This is a genomic window from Roseovarius sp. 217 (genome assembly GCF_000152845.1).
GTDB lineage: Bacteria > Pseudomonadota > Alphaproteobacteria > Rhodobacterales > Rhodobacteraceae > Roseovarius.
Genome location: NZ_CH902584.1, coordinates 2623807 through 2640563 on the forward strand (window position 1 = coordinate 2623807; position 16757 = coordinate 2640563).

Consider the following 16757-nt stretch of genomic DNA (forward strand, 5'->3'; position numbering starts at 1 on the left):
AAACTTCCTCTAACCTTTGCTTCAATGGCGCAGCATGGCAATTCGTTTCTTCCAAGTCAAAGCGGACATTGGCGCAAAGCGTAGCGAAGGCTCATTAAGTCCCGCCGAGCCGACCTCCGGCGCAGAAATCTCCCGAAGATTTCTTCGGGAGACCTTGTTGGACATTGCATTATGCCCGCAGGCATCTCGGCCATGAGTTGCAACACGAAATGCAAAAGGCTGGCCGCGTGACGGGGGCCCTGAGGTTGCAGGGACGGAGGTCGGTTTATTCGGCGGCTACGGCCTGCGCCGCAGCGTCCGCCTTGAGCACGAAATCGAACTCGAAATGCAGGTCGGTGCCAAGCTCTTTGGGGGCCGGTTTGAATGTGCCGATCAGGCTGTCCTTGACCGCAAAGACACTGTCATCATCGAGCCATTTGCTATCGCCATCGTAGATCTGGCTGATCAACTGGCGGTAGCCGTCTTTTGAGATGATGAAATGCATATGGCCGGGGCGGTAGGGGTGATGGCCCATGTAGCGCAAGAGCTCGCCCGCCGTTTCCGTATCGGGGATCGGATACGGGACCGGACGCACGGCGACAAAGGCGTAGTGACCATTCGCATCGGTCTCAAAGCGGCCGCGCAGGTTGTATTCGGGCTGGTCCGGGTCGAGGTTTTCGTAGATGCCGTTTGGCGCATCTTCCCAGACATCGAGCGTGACACCGGCGATGCCGTTGCCCGCCGCATCGCGGATATAGCCTTCGTAATAGGCGGTTTCCTCGTTGTCGTAATGTTTCTGGATGGTCGAGGCGCCCTTGGGCAGCACAGGAGGGTTTTCGCGGTAGAAGGGACCAAGCACGGTCGACTCGCTCTCGGGGCCGTCAATCGGGTTCGACAGCATGTCCACCAGCACCTCGACACCGATGATGTCGCCCAGAAGGATGAATTCCTGCCGGTTCTCGTCGCACGTTTGCCCTGCGCGCTTGAGGTAGTCGCAGCCCTCAAGGAACTCGCCATGTTGCAGGTTCACATCCTTGCAGAAGGCGTGCAGGTGGCGAATGAATGCGGTCATGATCTCGCGCTGGCGGTCGGTGATGTCACCGTGCTTGCCAAGGCTCGCGATCACCACATCGGTGATATTCTCCAGATTGACGATTCCCATGGGTTCTCCTCCAAACGGGTGGGTTTCTGATATTCGGGGGCTGGCCGGGGCACGCCCTGTGGTCCTTGTTGTCGGTCATGGCGGGCGTCAAACCAATGCCGCAGGCGGTATCGCGTGATACCCGCTCCGGCATGGATCAAACGCCCCTTTAGATGCCACTTCTAGCACATCCGCAGCATAGAGAGGGAGGCGCAGAGGTGATCGACAGGTTTCAGGATATTCAGGCATGGCTTGAGGATCAGCCGCATCTCTTGCGTCTTGGGCGGCTTTTTTCCGAGACGGTGCTGATCGAGGTCGAGGGCGAGGAGATCTATCTGACCTTCGAAAAGGGGCGGATTGTTTCGGTCGAGGCCGGGCCAAGCCGCAAGACGCCGTGGCGATTTGCGTTGCGCACCGATGCCGAGGCGCTGGAGCAATTCTGGCAGGCGCGTCCTGCGCCGGGATTTCACGATATTTTCGGGCTGGCCAAGATTGGGCGCGGGCGGATTGACGGCGACATCCTGTGTCTGGTCAAGAACCTGCGGTTTTTTAAGGAGGTCATGGCGCTGGCCCGCCACACCGAGGAGGGTGTCGCATGAGCATTGAGCCAATCACAGGCCGTTACCTGACCATCGAGATCGGTGGCACTCCGCGCCGGATCTATTTCGAGGAGGCAGGGCAGGGGCGCGCCGTTCTGTGCCTGCACACCGCCGGGGCCGATACCCGGCAATGGCGGCATCTGATGAACGATGCCGAGGTGACAGCGGACCATCGCCTGATTGCCTTTGACATGCCGTGGCACGGGAAATCCCTGCCGCCGGAGGGGTTTGAAACGCAGGAATATCTTCTAACGACCGAAGCGTATATAGAAACCGTGCTGGCGGTGGTCGCGGGTCTTGGGCTGGAACGCCCCATTCTGGCGGGCTGTTCCATGGGCGGGCGTATCGCGCTGCAACTGGCGGCGCTGCACCCTGAGCAGTTCAGCGGGTTCATCGCCATCGAGGCGTCTGATTTTCAGGCCGCGTGGTATGATATTGACTGGTTCCACCGTCCCGATGCCCATGGCGGCGAGATGGGCGCAGCGCTCGTCTCGGCCAATATCTCGCCCTATGCCCCGAATGCCGAGCGTTGGAATACGCTCTGGATGTTCATGCAGTCTGGTCCGGGCGTCTTTCGCGGCGATCTGAGCTTTTACACCCGCGACGACAGTTTGATCGGGCGCTTGGGACAGATCGACACCGGCAAAACCCCGGTGCATTTGTTGGTGGGAGCCTATGATCTGACCTGCACCCCCGAGGATGCCAAACGCACGGCGGCGGCAATCCCCGGTGCGACGGTTTCGGTGATGGACGAGTTGGGCCATTTCCCGATGAGCGAACATCCGCAAGGGTTCCGCCCGTTTTTCCTTGATGCCCTCGCGCGGATGCCGCGCGTGGCAGTGCAAGCGGCCTAACAGGAGCGACCGACATGACCAAACCCTGCATCATCTGCGTGGCGATCACCGGCAGCCTGCCGCAGAAATCCGACAATCCGGCGGTGCCGATCACTGTGGCCGAACAGATCGAATCGACCCATGCGGCGTTTGAGGCCGGGGCGAGTATCGTGCATGCGCATGTGCGCAACGCCGATGGATCGCCCTCGTCCGATCCGGAAAAGTTCGCCCGCCTCAAGGAAGAGTTGGAGACGCATTGCCCCGGCATGATCCTTCAGTTTTCGACAGGTGGTCGGTCGGGCGCGGGGGAAACGCGGGGCGCGATGCTGTCCTTGCGCCCCGACATGGCTTCGCTCTCGGTCGGGTCCAACAACTTTCCCACTCGGGTCTATGAGAACCCGCCCAATCTGGTCGATTGGCTGGCCGCGGAAATGCGCGCTCATGAGGTCAAGCCCGAGATCGAGGCGTTCGACCTGAGCCACATTCTCAAGGCCAAGGACATGGCCGATCAAGGACACCTTCTTGGCACGCCCTATGTGCAGTTCGTGATGGGCGTCAAGAACGCCATGCCGGTCGACCGCGATGTGTTCTACTATTACATCCACACGGTCAAACGCCTGTTTGGTCCGGATGCGCCATGGTGCGCGGCGGGGATCGGGCGGCATCAGATCACGCTCAATGAATGGGCCGTGGCGGCGGGCGGGCATGCCCGCACCGGCCTTGAGGATAACGTGCGGCTGGATCGCGATACGCTTGCGCCCTCGAATGCCGCATTGGTGCGGCGGGTGGTCGAGATCTGCGCGCGTCATGCGCGCCCCGTGGCCACATGTGCCGAGGCGCGGCAGATGCTGGGCCTGCGCACGACCTGCCTGGCAGACGGGAAGGCGGCCTGAGCGGGCATGCTGTGCTGATGCCGGGCGGTGGTCCGGTGACCATTGACCCCGAGGGCAAAGCTCCGTCATACCATCCGGGCACGGTCCTTGTGTGATAGGCGGGACCACGGGACAGCAGAGCGGCACGAGGGCACATCATGCGCAGCACCAAGATCATTCACGTCGTTTCCTGCCATGCCGAGGGCGAGGTGGGCGATGTCATCGTCGGCGGCGTGACGCCGCCCCCCGGCGACACGATCTGGGCGCAGCGCAAATGGATCGCCGAGGATCAGACCCTGCGCAATTTCATGCTGAACGAACCGCGCGGCGGGGTGTTCCGGCATGTCAATCTGTTGGTGCCACCCAAGCACCCCGACGCACAGGCCGCCTGGATCATCATGGAACCCGAGGATACGCCGCCGATGTCCGGCTCAAACTCGATCTGTGTGGCGACTGTGTTGCTGGATAGTGGCATCCTGCCCATGCAAGAGCCGGTGACCCATATGGTTCTTGAAGCGCCGGGTGGTCTTGTCCGGGTGCGCGCGGACTGCGCCAATGGCAAGGCCGAGCGGATTTACGTGGAGAACCTGCCGTCCTTTGCCAGCCGTCTAGGCGTGCCGCTCGATGTGCCGGGTGTGGGGCGGATCATGGTGGATACGGCCTTTGGCGGGGATAGCTTCGTCGTGGTCGATCCCGTGGCGCTTGGCGTCGATCTAATCGAGGATAACGCGCGGCAGATCGCAGAGCTTGGCATTCGCATCACCAATGCCGCCAATGCGCAGTTCCGGTTCGAGCACCCCGAAAAACCCGATTGGGCGCATCATTCCTTTTGCCTCTTTGCCGGGCCGATCACGCGCGAGGGCAACGCCTTGCGCGCGCAATCCGTGGTGGCGATCCAACCCGGCAAGCTCGACCGGTCGCCCACAGGCACGGCGGTGTCGGCGCGCATGGCTATTTTGGCGGCGCGGGGCGAGATGGACGAGGAGGATCGCTTTACCGGCGTGTCAATCATCGGGTCAGAGTTTCATGGGCGCATTCTGGGTCGGGTCCGGGTTGGCGGGCTGGATGCCATCCGCCCCGAGATCAACGGGCGCGGCTGGATCACCGGCACGGCGCAGCACATGCTCGACCCGAGCGATCCCTGGCCGGGGGGATATCGGTTGTCGGATACATGGCCGAGGATTGGGTGAGGGGGGCTGGGGTTGGTCTGAAGGGGACGTTGGACTAAAGCGCTTACGCGCGGAATCAAGCCCGAAGGGCGCCGCGCGATCGCTGGGCCGTCCGTCGCACCGAAGGTGCGCCGCTTTTTCTCGGCACGCCTTCGGCGTGACGGCCTAGCGATTTTGAGATGTAGTTCATCTCTTTGACGTCATACGGACTTTGCTTGCATTAAGTGGCAGTTGCCGCCGTTGCATCGCTCGTCCCCGGCCCAGCGACCGCGCGGCTCATCGCTGAGGTCCAATGTCACCTTCAGGCCAAATCTCTCCCTAAAACCGCCCCGCGTCAAACGGCGTCAGCGATATCGCCGGATCACGTCGCGCGGCGAGGGCCGCCACAAGTTCTGCCGTGCCTGCCGATTGCGTCAGTCCCAGATGCCCGTGACCAAAGGCATAGATCACCCGGTCGGCGCGCGGCGCGCGGGAGATGATCGGCAGGCTGTCGGGCAGCGAGGGGCGGAACCCCATCCATTGCGTGCCGCCCTGCGGATCAAATCCGGGCAGGAAATCGCGGGCCTTGCGCACCAGAATTTCCGCACGTTTGTAATTGGGCGCAAGGCGCAGCCCGCCCAGTTCCACAGCCCCGCCAACCCGCAAGCCTTCGCCTATCTTGGATATGACAAAGCCGTGATCGGCAAAGGTCAGATGAGTGTGCAGATCGAAGCTGGCAGTGGGAAAGGTGGTATTATAGCCGCGTTCGGTTTCGAGCGGGATGGAGTCGCCAAGCGTGCGCGCGAGATGGTGCGACCATGCGCCAGCGGCCAACACAACCTGATCGGCGCGTGTCGTGCCGGTTGCGGTCTCAACCTCGACGCCGTCACCCACCTGCCGCAGCGCGCGGATATCCGCGATTTCGATCACGCCACCTGCGGCGATGACCTGTTGCGCCAAATGCTCGGTCCAGCGGGCTGGATCGACGGTGTTCATCCAGTCGGGCGTAAACCCGGCATGGGTAAAGCGCGGATTGAGCCCCGGTTGGATTTCGGCAATCGCACCGGGGCTTTCCACCAGCTCAAATCGCACGCCGTGCTTGCGGCGCAGATCCCAGGCGGGCAGGCTGGCGCGATAGGAAGCCTCTCCCTCATAGACCTGCAATTGCCCCTCGCGGCGCATCAGCGGCTCGCCGGAAACATCCGCGATCAGCCGCTCAAGTGCGGCGCGGGAGTGGTGCATCAGGCTGGCTTGAGCTGTGACCGCCGCCGCATACCGGTCCTGCCAACTCGCCCGCCAAAAGCGCAGCATCCACGGCAAGAGTGGCAGCGCATAGGCGGGCGGGATCGACAGCGGTCCCAAGGGATCAAGCAGCCATTTGGGCGCTTTGCGCAGGATGCCGGGGGTCGCGAGCGGCTCGATATCGGTATAGGCAAAGGCCCCGGCATTGCCGCGTGAGGTCTCAGAGGCGACACCCTTGCGGTCCAGAATACGCACGGTATGGCCATCCCGTTGCAGGGCGAGGGCGCTGGTCACGCCGATGATTCCGGCACCGATGACGATGATGTCTGAGCGGGCCATGCGGCACCTTTGTTATAAGGGTTAGAGACGGATACCGTTGCGAAACGGATCGTTGGGATCAAAAAGCAATGTGCTTTCGGCCATCACATAGGCCCGCCCGGTGATCGAGGGGATGACGCCGCCGGTCGGCCCGGTCGTATAGGACAGCCGGTACGTGCTGCCGATCACGCTTTCCTGCATGATCTCTTCGCCTGCGGCCAAACGCCCCTCAGCCGCGAGACAGGCGAGACGCGCCGAACATCCCGTGCCGCAGGGCGAGCGGTCATAGGCATTGTCGGGACAAAGGACAAAATTGCGGCTGTGTGCCGCCGGATCGTCGGAGGGACCGTAAAAGATCACGTGATCCACCTCGATCCCCTGCGCCTGCACGGCCTCGCGCACAGCGATGGTGGTATCGGTCAGGGCCCGGATATTGCCGGAATGAACGGGAACGGGGCTGGGATCGACGAGAAAAAAGAGATTGCCCCCATAGGCAACATCGCCGGTGACGGTGCCGATACCGTCAATCTCGACCGTGACGCCGGTATGGGTGCGGTAGCTCTCGATATTGGTGACGGTAACGGTGTTGGCGTCAATCAGATCGACGGTGACCACACCAACAGGCGTCTCGATCCGGTGGGTGCCGGGTTTGATCCGGCCCATATGCGCGAGCGTGACCACAAGGCCGATGGTTCCATGACCGCACATGCCCAGCACCGCCTCGGCGTCGAAATAGATCACGCCGGTGACGCAGGTCGGATCGGTGGGCGGCACCATAAAGGCACAGACCATCGCCACCTGACCACGCGGCTCAAGGCTGACAGACTGGTAGAAATCGCGATGCTCGGAGGCGAGCCGCCGGGCGCGCTCGGCCAGGGACCCGGACCCAAGGTCCGGCCCGCCGTCAAGGATCACGCGCGTCGGCTCGCCGCCGGTGTGGCTGTCGATCACATGCATTCAGCGATCACCCCGCCGTGTTTGACCCAGTTGGCGAACCATGCGTTGAACTGATGGAACTGCGCCTCGCAGAACCGCGCCTGAGAGGGCGAAAGCGCATCGGTTTCATTGATGTTGAGGCGATATTCCTCTTCGCCCTTCAGCACCATGAGATGCTTGAAATAGAGCACGAGATCGACACCCTCGTCGAATTTGGCAATCACGGAAAATGCCTCGGCCAGTTCGCGGGCGCGCATATCCGCCTCGGGGCAGCCCGTCGCAGCGCGGCGCGACAGGGCCACTTGCAAGAGCGCCTCCTTGGGGAACATCGTGCCGATGCCGGTGATGGCCCCCACCGCCCCGCATTTGACAAAGCCGTGATAGACTTCGGTATCGACGCCGACCATTAGGATCACGTTATCATCCTGCGAGGTGATATGTTCAGCGGCATAGCTGAGATCATTCTTGCCGCCGAACTCCTTGAACCCGATCAGGTTTTTGTGTTCGCCGCGCAGGGCGAAAAAGAGATCGGCCTTGGTCGAATAGCCGTAATAGGGGCTGTTGTAGATGATCGCGGGTACATCCGGGGCAGCGTCCAGAATAGCCTTGAAATGGTTGCGCTGCGCGGCGACCGACAGCCCCCGCGACAAGACGCGCGGGATCACCATGAGGCCCGCCGCACCCACCTTTTGTGCGTGCGCGGCATGGGCCACGGCGGATTTCGTGTTGATGGCCCCGGTGCCCACAACCACGGGCACGCCGGCCTTGGTCAGGCGCGCGACACCCTCCATCCGCTCGTCATCGGTCAAAAGCGGCCAGTCGCCGCAAGACCCACAATAGACCACGCCCGACATGCCCGCCGCGATCATTTCCTGCCCCTTGCGCACCAGCGCGTCGAAATCAGGTTTGCGATCCGGGGTGCAGGGGGTCAGCAGGGCGGGGATGGTGCCGTGAAAGACGTCTTTCTTCATGGGAAACTCCTTTGGATGGGCGGTGTGCCGGTGGCGGCGGTCAGTGGCCCACAAGGGCCGGGGCCGCGGCGATCCACGGCGGTGGGGTTGTGGGGGCCATACCAGATTGCGCGGTCATGGCACATTGTTCGAGCGAACCAAACCGCACGGCGCGATTGCTGAGACCCGGCGCATAATGCGCATATTTGCCGGAGTTGGTCATCAGAACCTCTGCCGAGGGGGGAAACACCGGCTCTGAAATCGAGCACCAGCAGATATCGGGCACGATGGTCACACCAGCAGCCTCAAGCCGCGCCTTGACGCCATTCGCGGTGATCGCCGCCAGTGTGCCGCGCCCAAGGGTGATGATCGTGGCTACGGCGGGATTGACCTGCCGCCCCTCCATCAAATCCGCAAAGGCCGCAGATTCCGCGGCGGAAAAATGCGGGCTGCCAAGGGCCACAAGATCAACTTTATCAGCACCCTGATTGAACCCCTGCCAAGCCTGCGCAAAATCCGCAGCCGTGATGCGGGCGTGATCGGCATCGGGCGTGGGGGGCATATCCGCCTCGGGCGTGATCCCCGTGATATGCATCATCGGCGAGGCAGAGGTGGTGCCATAGGCCGCGCAGAGCGCCTTGAGATCATCGTCAGACGGGTGCAATCCCTCCAGCCCGCGCAAAAGCGGGATGCGGTCGGGGGCAACCTGACCGACGATCCAACCCAGCATCGGCCAAAACGCATCGTCAATACCCTCGGGCACGTCAATGTCGATGATCCGACGGGCTGCGCGGTTCTGGTCGAGATAGACGCCCGCGCGCGCGGCCCGCCCGGTGAGCGCGATGCAGAGGTCCATGAAATCGGCATGCTTGACAGTGCGCGCGCCCAGAACCGTGTTGGCATAGATCACGGCATTGCTCTCGGCCCAGGCGATATCCTCGCCAGCGACCGGCTTGTCGTCGAGCAGGTAGGGCGCACAGGTAAAGCTGGGGCGCGCGCCCATTTCGACATAGGCATCGGCCAGTTGGCTGGCGGGCAGACCGAAATCCTCGGCCACGCCCTGCGCGCGCCAATTGGCGTGATCAACCGATATGGCATTCATCGTCGTGGGCACCCGCACCCGCCCGCCCTTGTCCGCCATGGCGCGGGCAAAGGTCAGAAAGGCGGGGCTGGCATAGATGCAGCCGTCTATATGCACGCGGGTCACATCGGTGAGGCTTGGCGCGCCTTGGGCGGCGGCCAGCGTGGTGATGATCTCCATCGCCAGTTGCGCCGCCTCGCCATGGTCCCCGGCCAGAAAGGCGCGGTCGGTATCCGACAGCGTAAGCCCCTCGGAGGCCACAGAGGTCAGGGGCACCTCCAGATCGCCTGCGCGCAGATGGGTGGCGGTAATCGTGGCATGGGATTGCTGGGCCAGCCGGTCATATTCGGCGGCAGAGAGGCGCAAGACAGCGATCGGCCGCTCAAAAAGCCGCGTGGCCACAAGCGCGCCCAAGGTGAGAATATCCTCGCCCTCGCGGAACACCAGCGCCTTGGGCGCAGTTCCGGCAAAGGCCAGCCCCAAGAGCACGCCACTTCCGGTGCAAGAACCGCGACTTGTCGGCATCATCACAACATGACCAGCCAGCGATTGCCCCTGCTGTGGGTGATGCGCGTCGATGATCCGCCCGCTCAGGGGATCAACGCCACCCCAGACGCTCAGCCCTTCGTCGCAGAGCAAGATCGGGCCTTGCACCTCGGCGGCAACGATCAGGTCCTGCATGAGATCACCCTTTGTTGAAGTCTGTATTGCGAGCGGTCGGGCGGGGATTTCGAAAAATCCTATATTCGGTCTCCCCCTGCGCACTCCGCATTGCTACTGTTGTGCCCAACGTAAATATATGCTTAAACAATCACGACTGGTAAGAAAAGAAAAATTATGGCCGAAACAGAAAAAACCTCAATCGAGAGCGCGGCGGATGATTGGGACGTCGAGCGCCATCAGTTGCGTGCCGATCTTGGGGCGCGGATGAAGTCGGTGCGGCAGGCCTGCGGTTATACGCTCGAAGTGGCGGCGCAGCGCACCGGGCTTGCGCTGTCGACCATCCACAAGATCGAGAACGGGCGCGTTTCGCCCAGCTATGAGAACCTGATCAAGATCGCCCGGGCCTATGATATCGGCATGGAGCGGCTCTTTTCCGCGGATCATGACGCGACACAGACCACCCGCATGACGGTGACGCGGGCAGGGCAGGGGCGCAAGGTGCGCGCCAAGAATTTCGAATACGAAGTGCTGTGCAACGCGCTGGCCGAGAAAAAGATCATTCCGCTGGTGACGCTGGTCGAGAAACGCGCGCCGCTCACACGCGACGAGTTGGAATCGCATGACGGCGAGGAAACGCTCTATGTGCTTTCGGGTCGGGTCGAGTTGACGGTCGAGCATTACGAACCGGTGATCATGGAGCCCGGCGATTGCGCCTATTTCGACAGCACCCTCAAACACGGGTTACGCGCCCTTGATGATACCGAAACCAAGGTGTTCTGGGCCTGCACCTATACCGACGTCGACAAATAAGCCCCAAAGGTAAAAGGAAAAAGCCCGCATGACCAAGCCGAACGTGATTTCCGTTAACGACCTCTTGGCGCGCGTGACGTCGATTTTCGAGACTTGCGGCGTGCGCCCCGAGAGTGCGGCAGCGGTGGCGCGGGTGATCGTTGCGGGCGAGCGGGATCATTGCAAATCGCACGGCATCTACCGGATTGAAGGCTGCCTGCGGGTGATTGCGGCAGGCAAGGTGGTGCCGGATGCGGCGCCGGTGCTGCAGGACACAGGCCGGGCGGTGATCGAGGTAGACGCGGGCGGCGGGTTTTCCAACCCGGCCTTTGACGCGGCTGTCGATGCGCTGGCCGCGCGTGCGCGCGACATCGGCCTTGCGGCGCTGGTGATCCGAGATTGCCTGCATTTCTCGGCGCTCTGGCACGATGTCGAGGCTTTGGCCGCGCGTGGCCTTGCGTCCTTATCGATGTGCCCCAGCTATTCCTCAGTGGCGCCCACAGGTGGCAAAGAGCCGCTCTTGGGCACCAATCCGATTGCCTTTGGCTGGCCGCGCCCCGGTCCCAATCCCTATGTGTTCGATTTCGCGACCAGCGTCGCCGCACGCGGCGAGATTGAATTGCACCGCCGCGCCGGCACGCCCATCCCCGAAGGCTGGGCGATGGACCGGGACGGCAATCCCACCACCGACCCCGAGGCGGCGTTGGCGGGCGCGATGCTGCCCTTTGGCGGGCACAAGGGATCGGCGATTTCGACCATGGTCGAATTGCTAGCCGGCGCAATGCTGGGCGAGTTCATGAGCAAGGAAGCTCTGGAGTTCTCCGGAGGCACCAGTCTCTTGCCACGTCACGGCGCGCTGATTCTGGCGCTCGATCCGGCCAGTTTTGCCGCCCGCAGCGGGCGCGATCCGATTGCCGAGGGAGAGCGCCTTTTGAGCGCTATTGGAGCGCAGGGCGCGCGGTTGCCGTCGGAGCGGCGGTTTGCGGCGCGCGATGTGTCCTTGCGCGACGGTATCGTGCTGAGCGAGGCGGAACTGACGCAACTGGCACGGTTTGAGGCCGAAGGGCTGGCGGCGGTCGCGGGGTGATTGGGTGGGCGTTCGGGCCGGGCTCTGCGGATTGAACGTGGTCTTGAGGGGCAATCCCCAATGCGCGGAACAAAGGCGCGTAGCGCCGCCGCGCAGCGGTCGTGCCGAAGGCATGCCTCTGGCATGGTCCGCCCCCACGGGCGGGCGCTTTTGCGATGGTTTAACATATTGATAACGCGGAAGTGTTTGGCTGGGATTAAGTGCCAGCCGGTGCGGTGGCAGCGCCCACCCGGCGGACGGGCGCCGCGCGGCCCATCACTCGGGACTAGCGGCAGAAAAGGCCACACTCACCTCAACATCAGCGCACGTTGGCCAGAAACTTCTGCGTCTCGGGATGTTGCGGGTCACCAAAGAGCTGATCGGGCGCGCCGATCTCGGCCATGATGCCTTGATGAAAGAACGCCACCCGCTTGGACACATCGCGGGCAAAGCCCATCTCATGCGTCACGCAGATCATGGTCATGCCTTCTTCGGCCAGCATCTTGAGGGTTTCCAGAACCTCGCCCACAAGCTGCGGATCGAGCGCCGATGTCACCTCGTCAAACAGCATGTAATCCGGCGACATCGCCAGCGCGCGGGCAATCGCCATGCGCTGTTGTTGCCCGCCTGAGAGGCGCGAGGGATAGGTGGTCAGCTTGTCCCCCAGACCGACATGGCGCAGTTGCTTTTCGGCAATCGCCTCGGCCTCAGCCTTGGCCATGCCCAGCACCTTGCGCGGCGCCAATGTGACATTCTCCATCACCGTCAGATGCGGAAAGGCGTTCCATTGCTGAAACACGATCCCGACCTTGCGGCGCAGCTTGTTGAGATTGGTGGATTTGGCATGCACCTCGGTGCCGTCGATGGTGATCCGGCCAGAGTCAATCGGCTCCAACCCGTTGATGCAGGTCAGCAGCGTCGATTTGCCCGACCCCGAGCCGCCGATCACGGTCACCACCTCGCCGCGCTGCACCGTCAGGTCGATCCCCTTGAGAACCTCCAGATCGCCAAAGGATTTACGGACATTCTGGATCTCAATCATTGGACCACCTTTTTTCGAGATAGCCGCCGAAACGGGCAAGCGGGAAGCTGATGATGAAGTAGAAGGCACCACAGATGAGCAACAGGAACAGCGGCTCTTGCAGGCGCGTGATGAGGATCTGGGTGGATTTCAAGAGTTCCGTGACCTGCACCACATAGACCAGCGCCGAGTCCTTCATCACCCCAAGCGCCAGACCGATCCAAGACGGCAGCGCCACGCGCGTGGCCAGCGGCAGGACGATATAGCGCATGTCCTGACCCCATGTCAGGCCAAGCGACCGTGCCGCGCGGCGGGTGATCTCGGGCACAGCGTCAATGCCGCCGCGCACAATCTCGGCACAATAGGCCGAGGTGTAGAGCGACAGCACGATGCAGGCCACGGTAAACCCGGAAATCTGGAGTTGCAGCACCATGCCAACGAAAGCATTGCCCAAGACAAGCTGAATAAGCAGCGGCACCGAGCGGAAGATGTCGAGAAAGAAGGTCAGCGGCGCGGCCAGCACCGGACCAAGCTGCACCCGGATCACCCCAAAGAGGATGCCAAGCAGGGTGCCGATGACCACGGAAATGGCGGTGACTAGGATCGTGATCCCCGCGCCCTTGGCGAGAAAGACCAGATCATTGGCGGAGAGGGCGGTGTCAAACATGCGTTTCCCCCTCAATACCGGAACAGGCGGGCAGCGATCAGGCGGCCGCCAAAGGTGATGGCCTTGGTGATCAGGTAAAAGATCACCCCGGCTAGCGCGAATAGCTCAAAGGTGCGGAAGGTCAGCGCATTGAGATCCTGCGTGACCCCGTAAAGGTCACTGTTCATGCCGACCGTCACACCAAGAGAGGTCATCAGGATGGCCCAGACCATCTGATTGGTCATCGGCAGGAATGAAATGCGCAACATCTGAGGCATGATGATATGGCGAAACGCCTGCAATTGTGTCAAACCAAGCGACCGGCCCGCACGCCCCTGCGTGTCGGGAATGGCCTTGAGCGCGCCGCGAAAATTCTCGGTGAGATAGCCCGCGTTGTTGAAGGTGATGCCGATCAACAGCGACACGAAGGGGCTGAAATGGATGCCAAAACTCGCAACGCCAAAATGCGCCATATAGATCTGAAAGAGGGCTGGCGTATTGCGGGCAATCTCGACCCAAGTGGTCGCAAAGGCCATCAGCGGGCGCGAGCCGGACAGACGCATCACCGTCAGAAGAATGGCGAGCAGAATGCCCAGCCCCATCGACAGGATCGCGATTTCCATCGTGACCATGGCACCATCCAGCATCTGCGGAAGCCGGTTCAGCGCCTGTTTCCATTGGAAGGTGTAATCAAACATCTGGGTGATGCGCCCCTTGGGAAATAGCAAAAAGGCGGCGCGGGTGATCCGCGCCGCCAATCGGTTCAGAAGCTATCAGCGATAGACGTTTGGCACCATCAGTTGCGGAACCTCACCGCCGACCCATTTTTCATATAGCTCGTCGTAGCGACCGGTGCGGACCTGCTGGTTCACGAACAGGTCGAGATAGTTGAGGAAACCATACTCATCCCGCTTGGCAAAGAGCGCCACATAATCCGTGTCGAAGGGGGCAAAGCCGACCACCGAAATATCCCCGAAATTGCCCGATTGCACATTGGCTTGTGCCACGGTCGAGGTCGAGACAGTGGCGTCAAGCTGACCTTGGCTGAGCGCCAGGAAAACATCGGCCTGGGTCTGATAGGGGCGGAATTCGCCCTCGCCCCATTCCTTGACCTGTGCCTCAAGCGCGATCGCCTCATAGGTGCCTGCAACGGCGCCGACGGTAAACCCTTTCATGCCCTCATAAGAAGAAATGCCGGTCGCGTTGTTGGCGGTTACGGCCATTTCAAAGGCAAAGTAGGGCACCGAGAAGCCAACCGTCTTGGCCCGCTCCAGCGTGTCCGAGGTCGAGGCGACGCCGACATCGACGCGGCCTGACATCAACGCCGGAATACGCTCTGGAAACGGGGTTTCGACAATCTCGGCTTCGACGCCAAGCGCCGCAGCCAGATCGTTGCAATAATCGACGTCAAACCCGATTGGCACATTGCTTTCGTCGCGCATGCCCATCGGTGGGAAATCGAGCACGACTGCGCAGCGCAAGGTGCCCGAGGAAATGATGTCATCGAGTTTATCCGCCTGAGCGGTGCCAGCAATGCTGGTCATCCCCAGCAGGGCGGCGATCAGTGTCATTTTTTTCATTGGTGGTGACCTCTCTGTTGATTCTTTTTTTAGCATGAGGCCTTTGGTTCTTTTTTGCAATAATTTTCCTATAAGAAAAATACTGGCATGTAGGGAAAAAAATCGGTAAGCTGTGAAAAACGTTGTAGGAAGCGTTGTTCTGCGCAATGACTGACTTCCCCAGACCGAAAGGACGCTATCCATGAGTTTCACACCGCACGGCAGGCATTTGATTGCAGGAGAGTGGACCGGAACGGAGGAGACATTCCTCTCTGATCCGGCGGAGGGCGTGGGGCAGGCGTTTTCGGTCGGAACACCAGAGTTGGTGGACCGCGCCTGCGTGGCGGCGGAAGCTGCGTTCTGGACCTATGGCGCCACCAGCCGGGCCGCGCGCGCCGCGTTTCTGCATGCCATCGCCGACGAGATCGAGGCGCGGGGGACGCAGATCACCGAGATCGGCACTCAGGAAACTGGCCTGCCCGCAGCACGGCTGGAGGGAGAGCGGGGCCGCACGACTGGGCAGTTGCGGCTTTTCGCGGAGCATATCCTGACGGGCGATTACGTTGACCACCGCCACGATGCCGCCTTGCCCGAGCGCAAACCCCTGCCGCGCCCCGATCTGCGGATGATGCAGCGGCCCATCGGGCCGGTGGCGGTGTTTGGCGCGTCAAACTTTCCACTCGCCTTCTCGACAGCCGGCGGCGACACGGCGGCGGCGCTCGCGGCGGGCTGTCCCGTTGTGGTCAAGGGTCACGGCGCGCATCCCGGCACCTCCGAGGTTGTGGCCGAGGCGATCCATGCGGCGACCCTGAAATGCGCCATGCCAAACGGCGTCTTCAGCCTCGTGCAGGGCGGCACCCGGCGCGTGGGCGAGGCCCTCGTGCAGCATCCGCTGATCCGCGCGGTGGGCTTTACCGGCTCGCTGACCGGCGGGCGGGCGCTTTTTGACCTCTGCGCGGCACGCCCCGATCCGATCCCGTTCTTTGGCGAATTGGGCAGCGTCAATCCGATGTTCCTGCTGCCAGACGCGATGGCGGCGCGCGGGGCGGAGTTGGCAAACGGCTGGGCCGGGTCACTGACCATGGGCGCAGGCCAGTTTTGCACCAATCCCGGTATCGCCGTGGTGATCACGGGGCCAGAGGCGGAGGGTTTTGCCGAGGCCACCCGCGCAGCGCTGAGCGCGACCGGCGCGCAGGTCATGCTGACGACGGGCATTGCCTCGGCCTATGCGGCAGGCGCGGCGCGGATGGCAAAGCAAGCGGGGGTGCAGGATCTCTTGACCTCGATGTGTGATCAGCGGGAGGCGAAACCCGTCTTGTTCAAGGTCGCCGCGCGCGACTGGCTGGGCAATCATGCGCTGAGCGAAGAGGTCTTTGGCCCCCTTGGCCTGATCGTGGTGGCGCAGGATGCAGAGGAAATGATGGCGGTCGCGCAGAGCCTCAAAGGCCAATTGACCGCGACGCTTCACATGGACGCAGGCGACACCGCGCTGGCGCGCCGCCTCTTGCCGGTGCTGGAACGCAAGGCGGGCCGGGTGCTGACCAACGGCTTTCCCACGGGGGTCGAGGTCTGCGATGCGATGGTCCATGGCGGGCCATACCCCGCCTCGACCAATTTCGGCGCAACCTCCGTCGGCACCCTCTCGATCCGCCGCTTCCTGCGTCCGGTCTGCTATCAGAACATGCCAGAGACCCTCTTACCCGAAGCGTGAGCCAAGGCGCAGACCCCAATAGCACTCAGGTCGGGACTTTCCCGGCCTGATGTTTCTGATAACGCGATTTGAGAGTTTACGGCTTGCCGCGCTTGGGCGGGGTGCTGCCGCCAAAGCCTGCGCGGGCCTTGGGCGGGGCCCCTTTGCCCTTGGGTTTACCCGCACCGGGCTTGCCCGCAAAGGATTTGCCAGCGCCGGGTTTG

At 62.3% G+C, this 16757-nt stretch carries 16 protein-coding genes; 7 read left to right on the forward strand and 9 right to left on the reverse strand.

Translation table 11 applies throughout. From position 1 onward, the window contains the following. Positions 1 to 265 precede the first annotated feature (265 nt). Complete coding sequence (locus ROS217_RS12495; RefSeq protein WP_009818123.1) at positions 266 to 1141, reverse strand: dioxygenase family protein; 876 nt, start codon at positions 1139 to 1141, stop codon at positions 266 to 268. A 197-nt stretch (positions 1142 to 1338) separates the two neighbouring features. Between ROS217_RS12495 and ROS217_RS12500 the strand changes: the two genes are divergently transcribed. The 4 genes from ROS217_RS12500 to ROS217_RS12515 all read left to right on the forward strand — a co-directional run bounded on the left by ROS217_RS12500 (position 1339) and on the right by ROS217_RS12515 (position 4614). Then, positions 1339 to 1719, forward strand: coding sequence for a hypothetical protein (locus ROS217_RS12500; RefSeq protein WP_009818124.1), 381 nt, complete (start codon positions 1339 to 1341; stop codon positions 1717 to 1719). Further along, the gene (locus ROS217_RS12505; protein WP_009818125.1) at positions 1716 to 2573 is read left to right on the forward strand and encodes an alpha/beta fold hydrolase; all 858 of its coding nucleotides are present in this window, start codon (positions 1716 to 1718) and stop codon (positions 2571 to 2573) included. The genes ROS217_RS12500 and ROS217_RS12505 overlap by 4 nt, the downstream gene beginning before the upstream one ends. Before the next feature lie 14 nt (positions 2574 to 2587). Beyond that, positions 2588 to 3445, forward strand: a complete 858-nt coding sequence (locus ROS217_RS12510; RefSeq protein ID WP_009818126.1) for a 3-keto-5-aminohexanoate cleavage protein — start codon at positions 2588 to 2590, stop codon at positions 3443 to 3445. A gap of 137 nt (positions 3446 to 3582) precedes the next feature. Beyond that, positions 3583 to 4614, forward strand: coding sequence for a trans-3-hydroxy-L-proline dehydratase (locus ROS217_RS12515; protein WP_009818127.1), 1032 nt, complete (start codon positions 3583 to 3585; stop codon positions 4612 to 4614). A gap of 297 nt (positions 4615 to 4911) precedes the next feature. Here ROS217_RS12515 and ROS217_RS12520 read toward each other — a convergent pair whose 3' ends face one another. The 4 genes from ROS217_RS12520 to lhpI are packed head-to-tail and all read right to left on the reverse strand — an operon-like array spanning position 4912 to position 9780. Beyond that, entirely contained in the window at positions 4912 to 6153 is a 1242-nt protein-coding gene (locus ROS217_RS12520) for an NAD(P)/FAD-dependent oxidoreductase (protein ID WP_009818128.1), read from the reverse strand. Positions 6154 to 6174: 21 nt separating this feature from the next. After that, positions 6175 to 7089 carry a 4-hydroxyproline epimerase gene (locus tag ROS217_RS12525; protein WP_009818129.1) on the reverse strand — a complete coding sequence of 305 codons (915 nt, stop codon included), beginning with the start codon at positions 7087 to 7089 and terminating at the stop codon, positions 6175 to 6177. After that, positions 7080 to 8039 carry a dihydrodipicolinate synthase family protein gene (locus ROS217_RS12530; protein ID WP_009818130.1) on the reverse strand — a complete coding sequence of 320 codons (960 nt, stop codon included), beginning with the start codon at positions 8037 to 8039 and terminating at the stop codon, positions 7080 to 7082. Before ROS217_RS12530 ends, ROS217_RS12525 begins: the two co-directional genes overlap by 10 nt. Before the next feature lie 40 nt (positions 8040 to 8079). Continuing rightward, complete coding sequence (gene lhpI / locus ROS217_RS12535; RefSeq protein WP_009818131.1) at positions 8080 to 9780, reverse strand: cis-3-hydroxy-L-proline dehydratase; 1701 nt, start codon at positions 9778 to 9780, stop codon at positions 8080 to 8082. A gap of 156 nt (positions 9781 to 9936) precedes the next feature. Here lhpI and ROS217_RS12540 point away from each other — a divergent pair, with 156 nt between their 5' ends. Continuing rightward, the gene (locus ROS217_RS12540) at positions 9937 to 10572 is read left to right on the forward strand and encodes a helix-turn-helix domain-containing protein (RefSeq protein ID WP_009818132.1); all 636 of its coding nucleotides are present in this window, start codon (positions 9937 to 9939) and stop codon (positions 10570 to 10572) included. Positions 10573 to 10600: 28 nt separating this feature from the next. Next, a complete protein-coding gene (locus ROS217_RS12545; RefSeq protein WP_009818133.1) occupies positions 10601 to 11638 on the forward strand; it encodes an Ldh family oxidoreductase in 1038 nt (345 codons plus the stop codon). A 298-nt stretch (positions 11639 to 11936) separates the two neighbouring features. On the opposite strand, the gene ROS217_RS12550 is transcribed toward ROS217_RS12545, so the two are convergent. The 4 genes from ROS217_RS12550 to ROS217_RS12565 all read right to left on the reverse strand — a co-directional run bounded on the left by ROS217_RS12550 (position 11937) and on the right by ROS217_RS12565 (position 14864). Next, a complete protein-coding gene (locus tag ROS217_RS12550) occupies positions 11937 to 12659 on the reverse strand; it encodes an amino acid ABC transporter ATP-binding protein (protein ID WP_009818134.1) in 723 nt (240 codons plus the stop codon). Continuing rightward, positions 12652 to 13305 carry an amino acid ABC transporter permease gene (locus ROS217_RS12555; protein ID WP_009818135.1) on the reverse strand — a complete coding sequence of 218 codons (654 nt, stop codon included), beginning with the start codon at positions 13303 to 13305 and terminating at the stop codon, positions 12652 to 12654. Before ROS217_RS12555 ends, ROS217_RS12550 begins: the two co-directional genes overlap by 8 nt. Before the next feature lie 11 nt (positions 13306 to 13316). Beyond that, the gene (locus ROS217_RS12560) at positions 13317 to 13982 is read right to left on the reverse strand and encodes an amino acid ABC transporter permease (RefSeq protein ID WP_040651438.1); all 666 of its coding nucleotides are present in this window, start codon (positions 13980 to 13982) and stop codon (positions 13317 to 13319) included. 75 nt (positions 13983 to 14057) lie between these two features. After that, the gene (locus tag ROS217_RS12565; RefSeq protein WP_009818137.1) at positions 14058 to 14864 is read right to left on the reverse strand and encodes an ABC transporter substrate-binding protein; all 807 of its coding nucleotides are present in this window, start codon (positions 14862 to 14864) and stop codon (positions 14058 to 14060) included. 181 nt (positions 14865 to 15045) lie between these two features. Between ROS217_RS12565 and ROS217_RS12570 the strand changes: the two genes are divergently transcribed. Next, the gene (locus tag ROS217_RS12570; RefSeq protein WP_009818138.1) at positions 15046 to 16554 is read left to right on the forward strand and encodes an aldehyde dehydrogenase (NADP(+)); all 1509 of its coding nucleotides are present in this window, start codon (positions 15046 to 15048) and stop codon (positions 16552 to 16554) included. Positions 16555 to 16757: the final 203 nt, after the last annotated feature.